Consider the following 9712-nt stretch of genomic DNA (forward strand, 5'->3'; position numbering starts at 1 on the left):
TGTCGTCTTGTCATGATGATTAAGCTCATATGAGTAAATATAGAGTTACTATAGCTTATTCTAAAACAACTGTGCTAATTGATGACACGCCCTAGAAAGCGTAGATAAAGTAGTCTCTGAGTATACCAATACATTTATAGACTTACTTCATAATACAGCAGACAAAAAACAAGAATTTGTGGAGCAAGAATTACTCAGCTCAGACATTATTCTATTGATTTCTTCTAAATCTACTCCATTGTGTCCATGGGTAATTTGGGAACTAAAGCAAGCTCGAAATGTAGGGATTCCAATTGTTGATATTCCAGTAATAGAAGATGAACTGTTAAACAGTTTATTAGAAATAAATAGAGTGCTGTCGAGTAAGTTAATAAGTTACCCAAAAGAAAATAAAATAATTACTTAGGTTTGGCTTCCCTACACATTATAATTAACGAGTTTAGTCTGCTACATATGTGTGTTATACATAAACTCTTTCCTTAAAAATATCCGAGTTTCATATCTAATGTTGTAACTGACGAATCTAAAATGCTTATTCTATATCAGAAGGCTCTTTAAAATCTTTTAAAGAGCGATAATCCAATAACAATAACTATTAAAGGAAAAATAATGACAACCTCAAAAGTAACTTATCAAGGCGATCTACGTACTACAGCGATACACCTACAATCAAATAACAAGATTATCACCGATGCGCCAACGGACAATCACGGTAAGGGCGAGGTATTTTCACCAACTGATTTATTGGCGACGAGTTTAGCCAGTTGTATGCTGACCATTATTGGGATTAAAGCTCGCGATATGGATATCGATATTGCAAGTACTACAGCTGAAGTTACGAAAGTGATGGCAGCTGACCCAAGACGAGTCAGTGAAGTGCATGTTGCTATCACCTTTAATAAGCAGCTAGATGAGAAAACGCAAAAGATATTCTATAACACCGCGCTGACTTGTCCGGTTGCGAAAAGCATCCATCCTGATATTATTCAAAAAGTGACTATTCATTCTAATAGTTATTGATTCCAAGAACTATTAACCTCTATAACGGTGATTAATATGGCTACCAAAATCTTGCTTATCGTCGCTCATGCGCCATCGCCTAATACTAAGAAGTTGGCGCAAGTGGCTTATGATGGTGCCAATCATCCTGATATAGATATCAATGTCATACTAAAATCTCCCCAAGATACGCAACCTGAAGATGTGCTAGCTGCTGATGCGTTATTGTTAGGCACGACTGAGAACTTGGCTTATATGGCAGGACTGACCAAAGACTTTTTTGATCGCTGTTATTATCCGGTGTTAGAGAAGAAGCAGGGCATGCCATTTGCACTATACATTCGCGCAGGTCATGACGGTATGGGTACTAAGCTTGCTATGAAAACCATTACGACCGGATTGCGCTGGGAATGGATTCAAGAGGCGCTGATTTTACAAGGTGATTGGCAAGAAATCTTTACTGAGCAAGTCGAAGAGCTAGCGATGACACTGGCAGCTGGGGTAGAAGTGGGTATTTATTAGTTTTTTCGACGCTTTGCTTGTCGCCATTATTAATATCAAAGCTACAGTAATGAAGATATATAAGGATATTAGCAGTGTTGAATGATGATTCAGATAATAGCCAATCGATTGCTCCTGCTGGAATAGCATTTTCTCAAGCGTGTGAAAATAATAAGCAGCCGATTCTAGAAGTTTTACAGCAAGAGTTACAAGCGTCTACTCATGTATTAGAAGTGGGTTCTGGAACCGGTCAGCATAGCGTATATTTTGCCCCTAGATTGACCTATTTAACATGGCAGACCAGTGATGTGTTTGTCAATCACGCCACCATCAATGCTTGGCATGTTGCTTATCCTGCCCCTAATTTATATGCACCGCTTACTTTTGATGTATCGTGTGATTCAGTGCCAATGAAAAATGCGGTCGATATAACGTATGATGCGGTATTTACCGCCAATACCTTGCATATTATGTCGTGGTCTTTAGTGGCTAAATTATTCCAATTGGTCGGCGATATATTACCTTTAAATGGTAAGTTCATCGTTTATGGACCCTTTAACGAAAAGGGCAGTTATAGCAGTGCAAGCAATCGTCAGTTTGACCATAGCTTGCGCCAGCGTGATGCTAACAGTGGCATCCGTCATTTAGAAGACGTTATAGATTTGGCAAATGCACATCATTTAACGTTAAGTAGGCGTTATGAGATGCCATCTAACAATCAAATATTAGTATTCGAAAAACTCTATTAACGTAAAACGCTGAGTTGAGTCACTGTGATAACACCATGAATCAACTCAGCTTTAATACGATTTTGATTGAGTAAATACCTCTCTATTTTCCTCATTCTCTATCAATACTAACCCGTATTGCGTAGCCCTGCTGCCAAAGCATTGATACTACGAATTAATGCATCTTCGACAGCAGGTCTATCGTCATTTTCCAAATTGTCATTGTCAGTGTTATCGGATTGGCGCATACGCTTGAGTAGCTCAATCTGGATGTAGTTAATGGGATCTAAATAGGCGTTACGCCATTCCAATGAATGAGCCAATTCTTGTTGGTTTGAGAGTAAAGACGCCTGCTCTAGCAAGGAGTTGAGACCTGCGTGCGTCAGTTCATGCTCATCAATCACTGCCTGCATGACTTGCTCACGTAAGCTTTCGTCTTTACACAGTTGACTGTATGCACGGGCGATATTCATCTCGGATTTGGTAAAAGCCATTTCAATATTACTGATAAAGACATTGAAAAATGGCCAGTTTTTATTCATCTCTTTCATTAACGCTTCGTCTTTTTTGACGCTATCTAAAGCACTGCCCACGCCATACCAAGCGGGAAGGGTAAAGCGTGCCAATGACCAGCCAAATACCCACGGTATCGCCCGAATCGTCGATTTGCTCGGCAGTCCTTTTTTACGGTGAGCAGGACGCGAGCCAATATTGAGCAATGAAATCTCTTGTACTGGCGTGGCCTCAGAATAAAACTGATAGAAGCCCTCTGTATTATCCGTCAGCTCTCGATATTGCTGTTCGCCTGCATCTGCCAAGTCAGCAAACAACGCTTCATAGCTATCTAGCTGTTTGGGTTGTTCGACAAATCGTGACGAGCTGGCTTTTAGCGCCCCCGTGATTCCCATGGTTAATTCAAACACGGCAGTATCTGGATTGGCATACTTGGCGTAAAGTACTTCGCCTTGTTCGGTGAATTTGATCTGTCCATGTAAAGTGCCAGCAGGCTGAGCAGCGATGGCTTGATGGGTTGAGCCACCACCACGACTGACGGAACCACCACGACCATGGAACAGGCGGGTGGTGATACCATATTGATTGGCGATATCGGTGATGGTTTGCTGGGCACTATATAACTGCCAAGCGGAGGTAATAATGCCGCCATCTTTAGAAGAGTCTGAGTAGCCAAGCATAATCTCTTGAATGTTTCCTGAGTGCTCAAGTAACTCCCGATATAGCGGATTGTCCAACACCATTGGCATAATCTTATCGATATTTTTTAAATCTTCGATAGTTTCAAACAGCGGCGCAACTGGTAGGGCAGAAAATAAATGCCCGTTCTTATCAATACCCGATAAGCCTGCAAAACGCATCAGTAGTAGTACCTCTAATAGCTGACTGGCGTTGTTGGTCATCGAAATTACATAGCTACCAAAAGTATCGTCGCCGACCAGTTTGCGCAGTTTAGCGACAGAATTCATCAGAGCAAGCTGTTCGTGTGTTTGCGCGCTTAAGTTGTCGGTATAAATCAGCGGTGCACCTGGCTTTTCTAGCAAGCGAGTTAGCCATTCTTGGCGCTCTGTTTCGCTGAGGGTGCGATAGTCGGGTAGATTCGAGGCGCTAGCAAAAATATCTGCAATAACTTCGCCGTGATATCCTGAATCTTGGCGAATATCTAGCGAGGCTAAATGGAATCCACAGGTTTTGACTAGGCGAATGGTATCAAGCAGTAAGCCTTCGCCATGCGCTTTGTCATGAGTATTGACACTTTTGCGAATAAGGCGTAAATCATCTAGCAAGGCCGTCGGTGTTGAATAAGCCTCTTTTGCAGCCTCCTCATCTGTGCCTTGGCTTTGGATATGCTGGTTGGTCGCTTTTATTTTAGCCAGAATAATGGACAGCAGTCTTCGGTACGGCTCATTATTGTAATCATCAGGATTGTAGCAAAAGACTTTTTGATCGAGTGTGCTGTAGTCTTTGATACGGGTATAAATCTCTGGCGCGATATCGACGATAGTATCGCTATGAATCAGCTCACGACGCAATTTTCTGACCAATACTTGGTAATGGCGTAGCACGGTATTGGCATGCATCAATACCGCCATTTCAGTGGTTTCATGGGTGACGAATGGATTGCCATCTCTATCGCCGCCAATCCAAGAGCCAAAACTGACAAAGGCGGGTAAAGGGTAGTCGATTAACTCAGGATAGATATCGACGATAGCATCTTTTATATTACGATATACTTTGGGAATGGCAGTGAATAAGCTGGCATCAAAATAGTGTAAGCCGTTGTTTATTTCATCATAAACCAAAGGTTTTCGGCTGCGAACTTCGTCTGACGACCACAGCAAGTCAATGGTTTCAGCGGTTTTTTGCTCAGCTTGCATAAAGGCCAGACTGCCTTCGGGATAGTCGCTCATGGCATCGGTATGCTCATAGAGGGTCTGCAAAATATTCATAGTGGTGCGTCTACGGGCTTCGGTAGGATGAGCCGTAAAAACAGGAATAAATTTAAGGTGATCAATAAGCTCTTTGATTTGCGCAGGTTCGATTTGCCGCTCACGGCATTCTAACAAGGTGCGGCGAAAGGAGCCCTCCCAGCTTTGATTGGACTGGGCACGCATAGTACGGCGTTGCTCACGCAGATAGTTTTCTTCCGTTAAATTGGCGAGGAAAAAGTAAATAGAGAATGCGCGAATGACGTTTTTTAAGGTTCGATTGTCTAATGAGGCAATAAGATCGATCAGCTGCTGTTTGTGTGCTGGATTATGCTCACGGCGCTCCTGAATAAAGCCTTTGCGCAATGTTTCGATAGTACGTAGGGTATCCTCCCCAGATTGGCGAGAAATGGCCTCACCTAAAAATGCGCCTAACAATCTAACACGCGCACGCAATACGTCGTTCTTCAATAACATAATTGGCTTCCTTGGCTTTTAATCGACTCATTTATCAATGAGATAGGCTGGTTAATGAATAAGGGTCGCTGTTCCTATAAAATATAAATTAAAGTTATTTATATTCATTTGCTAAAAAATCCAAATAGCGTTTCCACGAGCGCTCATCTGCACGTGCATCATATCTATCACTGCCGAACACGCTAAAGGCATGTGGTGCACCACTATATGTCACCATCTCATGCGGTACTTTGGCGGCTTCTAGCGTCTTACCCAAAGTGGCGAAGCTCTCTAGAGAGACAGATTCATCAGCAGAGCCATGGAATACTAAGATTTCTCCAGTTGTCTTGTCATAACTTTGACCCGTTGGAATATCAAAGGCACCATGGAAGGGTACAAATGCTTTTTGCTCAAATCCTGAGCGCGCCAGTTCCAGAGCAACGGTACCGCCAAAACAATATCCCATGGTAGTGCCTTTACGCACATCATTACCTTGTAGTCTTCCGGCATTCAACGCACCTTGAAGTATGCGGCGCATTTTATTGCGATCATCGTATAACTCCCCAGTTAAGCGTTTGTTTTCTTCAATGGAAGTAGGGCGAACGCCTTGCCCGAACATGTCTGCCGCCAATACGTTGTAGCCCTCGCCTGCTAACATATCAGCACGTTTACGCTCATAGTCTGTCAATCCATCCCAATCATGAATGAGTAGGATAAAAGGCGCATTCGCTTTGTCGTCTTTGGCGTAATAGCCTTCGTATGCTTGATCATCCACGGTATAGATAATATTTTTGGTCGTAATAGCGGCAGCTGTTTGGCTGAAAGTCAGTGCTATTAGTCCGATTGACGCACCCATTAGCAATGAGTGATAAGGTTTTTTGGACGGAGTATTTGAAGTTGATAACATGGTAGGTCGCCTTATAATCGTATAAAAAAGATAAATAGTTGGCTAAAATCATGCCCATTTTATTTATCAACTGTTTTAATGCTTCCTAAGAGCATACCTTAAAAAATCACTACATGACAAGAATCTATCGTCAACGTTGAAGCTCTGTTTAAATACGCTGAAATTACGGCTTTATCACGGCTGCAAACTTTAACCAAATATCAACAAGGAGTGCCATGAATTAGTCATATTTTTTGGCTAATATTAGAGACAGCTCGGTACAGAGCCTACTTTTAATTACTAGCTAGGATGCATAATGAAAAATAATATTGATCATACTGACCCCGCTAAAGATATGAATACGGAATTTGGCAATGGCGGTGAGACTCACCAGCGCGCAGGGGATGACACTAAAGTGCTAACGACCCAACAAGGTGTCGTCATCTCTGACAATCAAAACTCTCTAAAAGCAGGCGCACGTGGGCCAACCTTATTAGAGGACTTTGTATTAAGAGAAAAAATTCATCATTTTGACCATGAGCGTATTCCTGAGCGTATCGTTCATGCGCGTGGTAGTGCTGCTCACGGTTATTTTGAACTCACTGAGTCGCTCGAAAAATACACCACTGCCAAAATTTTGACTGAAACGGGTAAACAGACGCCTTTATTTACCCGTTTTTCTACTGTTGCAGGTAATAAAGGCTCAAAAGATACGCCACGTGATGTGCGTGGTTTTGCTGTGAAGATTTATACCGAAGAAGGCAATTGGGACATCGTGGGTAACAACATGCCGATTTTCTTTATTCAAGATGCGATGAAGTTTCCAGATTTGATTCATGCGGTCAAACCAGAACCAGATCGTGGATTTCCGCAAGCTGCTTCGGCGCATGACACCTTTTGGGACTTTGTGTCATTAAGTCCTGAGACCATGCATAATTTAATTTGGCTGATGAGTGATCGTGCACTACCACGCAGTTTACGCATGATGGAAGGCTTTGGTATTCACAGCTATCGTTTAATCAACAAAGAAGGCAAGAGCACCTTTGTCCGTTTCCATTGGAAACCTGTACTCGGTGTACAGTCAACCACATGGGATGAGGCGGTAAAAATCTCAGGCGCTGACCCTGATTATCATCGCCGTGATTTGTTTGAAGCCATTAATAATGGCGACTATCCTGAATGGGAGTTTGGCGTCCAGCTATTTACTGAAGAAGAAGCTGATAAATTCCCGTTTGATCATCTAGATGCCACCAAATTGATTCCAGAAGAGATGGTGCCAGTGAAAGTCGTGGGTAAAATGGTGCTGAACCGTTATCCCGATAACTTTTTTGCAGAAACCGAGCAAGTGGCGTTCTGTCCATCGCATCTGCCACCAGGTATAGACTTCAGTAATGACCCATTATTACAAGGTCGTCTGTTCAGTTATCTAGACACCCAGTTATCACGTTTAGGGTCGCCTAACTTTGCCCAAATTCCAATCAATGCGCCGAAATGCCCGTTTGCCAATAATCAGCAAGATGGTCATATGCAGATGCAAGTACCTAAGACTCGTGTGCTCTATGAACCGCAAAGCTTAGATCCGACTAGACCGCGCGAAAGTGCCAAACGTGGCTTTGAATCATTCCATGAGCAGTTGGATGATGGTGTGAAAGGTCGCGTGCGTGCAGAGAGCTTTGCCGATCATTATAGTCAACCGCGGATGTTCTATCGTAGCCAGACGCCAGCTGAGCAAGCGCACATTGCTTCTGCTTATGCCTTTGAGCTAGGTAAAGTAGATACGGCGCATGTACGTACGCGTATGCTGAGCCATCTGCCGCATATCGATGAAGACTTGGCAAATCGTGTGGCAAAAGCGCTAGGTATGGAACTGCCAGAGCCTGCTGATGCCGCTGCTCCTGTACAGGATATGGCGACATCGAAAGCAGTACAAACGATTGGTTTAACGCTTAAGAGTTTAAAAGGCCGTTTGATTGGTATCTTGGTCGCTGAAGGCTCTAACCATAGTGAAATCAAAAAGTTCGAAGAGGCGGCAAAAGCGCAGGGTGCTAGCGTGAAAATCGTTGCGCCCAATAAAGAAGTTGTCTTAGATGACGACACTCGCATACAAGCAGATGAGCGTCTCGCTGGCGGTCCATCAGTGATGTTTGACGCTGTCGTTAGTATCATTATGCCAGAGCAAGCTAAAAAGCTAGCAAAAGACAGCTCAGCATTAGATTGGTTCAACGATGCGTATGGTCATTGCAAAGCCATTGCTTATTGCGGCGCGACTGACGAATTTATCTTGAGTAAATTACCTATCGAAAAAGACAGTTTCGTGACGCCACTGGCTGAATTGGATACTTTTATCGAAAATGCCAAGTCACGCTTGTGGGAACGTGAGCCAAAGGTTCGTGATCTTGCTTAGTACGACGTTTTAGTTTAAGAACCAGCCATAGCAATATGGCTGGTTTTTTTGTGTCTAAATGAGAGGCTTTTGGAGCTAGTTTTGCGAGTTGGTATTATCTAGACTAAGTTGTACCTTAAATGCCGAGCTCTCATAAACATTAGGGCCTTTTTATGATCATATATTGTTGAGTTAGGTCTTTAAGTATAGCTATATTGTTGTTCTGAGATATCGATGCTAATATCTTATGTTGATATATGATTATAACTACAAGGAGATTGTAGGCTGTGTTTACCTTTCAAAAAAATAGTGCTGAATACATATATCATTACACTCAAGCTGCAACTGCAATTGACTTTATTCTGAAGAATAAGAATTTAAAGTTTTCATCATTTAATCAAACGAATGACCCAAAAGAAACGAAAGATTGGTTTTTGACTTCTGGTACAAATGAAGGGAAAGATCTAAAAGAATATACTCCAGACTACTTATCAAAAAGACTAAACCCATACTTTAAAGGGTCAACAAGGCTGCTTTGTTTCTCTAAAGATAGAGAGCTTACAGGCAATCACTTAGAAGACACGCCTAAAAGAGGTTTTTGTAAACCTCGAATGTGGGCACAATATGCTGGAAATCATACAGGAGTTTGTCTGATTTTTAACTTTGATCGTTTTATACAGATATTTTCTGATAAATTTTCTAATCGAACATTTAAATATGACAGTGTAGCTTATTATGATCGTTTACTAGCTGATATCCAACTTGAAAAAGCATACATGATTAATGTTGACCAATTAGAAAAACGAGGTGATAGAGATTACTGTTATGACCACTTACTCAAGTTTAATAAACGTTTATTCTTTGAAAAAGCTACAGACTGGGAAAATGAAAGTGAATTTAGGTTTGCCATTTTTGAGTGTGATGAGGAGCTTTATTTTGAATATCAGAATTCTTTAAGTGGCATACTTTTTGGTCAAGATTGTAAAGAGTCAGATATCGAAAAAATTGTAGAATTAACGAAAAATGATGGCATTGAGTATCAAAAACTGAGGTGGAGAAACTGCACACCATGGTTTGAATTTGAACGTACAAAGTGGTTATAGTATTACGTGACTTTGCCTAAGCCTTGAGTATATGAAAGATGTTTTTAATATAAAAACCCAGCCTAAGTTATGGGTTTTTGCTGTTTTACTAGCAGGTGAAAACTGTCATATATAAAATTAGGGGCTGTCCTAGATAAGTAAAATAATCTAGGATAGTCATATGAGAAAGAGCAGATTAAGTTGGTACAAACAAACCAGACTCATTGAACTATTTA

The 9712-nt window shown here is 41.7% G+C and carries 7 protein-coding genes; 5 read left to right on the top strand and 2 right to left on the bottom strand.

The window, feature by feature from the left end; translation table 11 throughout:
• Positions 1-609 precede the first annotated feature (609 nt).
• The 3 genes from C8D84_RS13540 to C8D84_RS13550 all read left to right on the top strand — a co-directional run bounded on the left by C8D84_RS13540 (position 610) and on the right by C8D84_RS13550 (position 2249).
• On the top strand, positions 610-1020 hold the full coding sequence (locus C8D84_RS13540; RefSeq protein WP_109592782.1) for an OsmC family protein: 411 nt from the start codon (positions 610-612) through the stop codon (positions 1018-1020).
• Positions 1021-1056: 36 nt separating this feature from the next.
• Positions 1057-1521: a flavodoxin family protein gene (locus C8D84_RS13545; RefSeq protein WP_109592784.1), complete on the top strand. Its 465-nt coding sequence runs from the start codon at positions 1057-1059 to the stop codon at positions 1519-1521.
• 74 nt (positions 1522-1595) lie between these two features.
• A complete protein-coding gene (locus C8D84_RS13550) occupies positions 1596-2249 on the top strand; it encodes a DUF938 domain-containing protein (RefSeq protein WP_109592786.1) in 654 nt (217 codons plus the stop codon).
• 107 nt (positions 2250-2356) lie between these two features.
• Here C8D84_RS13550 and ppc read toward each other — a convergent pair whose 3' ends face one another.
• Both ppc and C8D84_RS13560 read right to left on the bottom strand, forming a co-directional pair.
• On the bottom strand, positions 2357-5146 hold the full coding sequence (gene ppc / locus C8D84_RS13555) for a phosphoenolpyruvate carboxylase (RefSeq protein ID WP_109592787.1): 2790 nt from the start codon (positions 5144-5146) through the stop codon (positions 2357-2359).
• Between the two features lie 94 nt (positions 5147-5240).
• On the bottom strand, positions 5241-6032 hold the full coding sequence (locus C8D84_RS13560) for a dienelactone hydrolase family protein (RefSeq protein ID WP_109592789.1): 792 nt from the start codon (positions 6030-6032) through the stop codon (positions 5241-5243).
• Between the two features lie 295 nt (positions 6033-6327).
• Here C8D84_RS13560 and C8D84_RS13565 point away from each other — a divergent pair, with 295 nt between their 5' ends.
• The gene (locus tag C8D84_RS13565; protein WP_109592791.1) at positions 6328-8415 is read left to right on the top strand and encodes a catalase; all 2088 of its coding nucleotides are present in this window, start codon (positions 6328-6330) and stop codon (positions 8413-8415) included.
• Between the two features lie 266 nt (positions 8416-8681).
• Positions 8682-9497, top strand: coding sequence for a DUF2971 domain-containing protein (locus tag C8D84_RS13570; protein ID WP_109592793.1), 816 nt, complete (start codon positions 8682-8684; stop codon positions 9495-9497).
• Positions 9498-9712: the final 215 nt, after the last annotated feature.

The organism is Psychrobacter immobilis, assembly GCF_003148585.1.
Classification (GTDB): Bacteria; Pseudomonadota; Gammaproteobacteria; order Pseudomonadales; family Moraxellaceae; genus Psychrobacter; species Psychrobacter immobilis.

What these genes read in the sequence shown, in the direction of transcription:
- C8D84_RS13540 (WP_109592782.1), top strand. Translation starts at nt 610, where the DNA reads ATGACAACCTCAAAAGTAACTTATCAAGGCGATCTACGTACTACAGCG.
- C8D84_RS13545 (WP_109592784.1), top strand. Translation starts at nt 1,057, where the DNA reads ATGGCTACCAAAATCTTGCTTATCGTCGCTCATGCGCCATCGCCTAAT.
- ppc (WP_109592787.1), bottom strand. Translation starts at nt 5,146, where the DNA reads ATGTTATTGAAGAACGACGTATTGCGTGCGCGTGTTAGATTGTTAGGC.
- C8D84_RS13565 (WP_109592791.1), top strand. Translation starts at nt 6,328, where the DNA reads ATGAAAAATAATATTGATCATACTGACCCCGCTAAAGATATGAATACG.
- C8D84_RS13560 (WP_109592789.1), bottom strand. Translation starts at nt 6,032, where the DNA reads ATGTTATCAACTTCAAATACTCCGTCCAAAAAACCTTATCACTCATTG.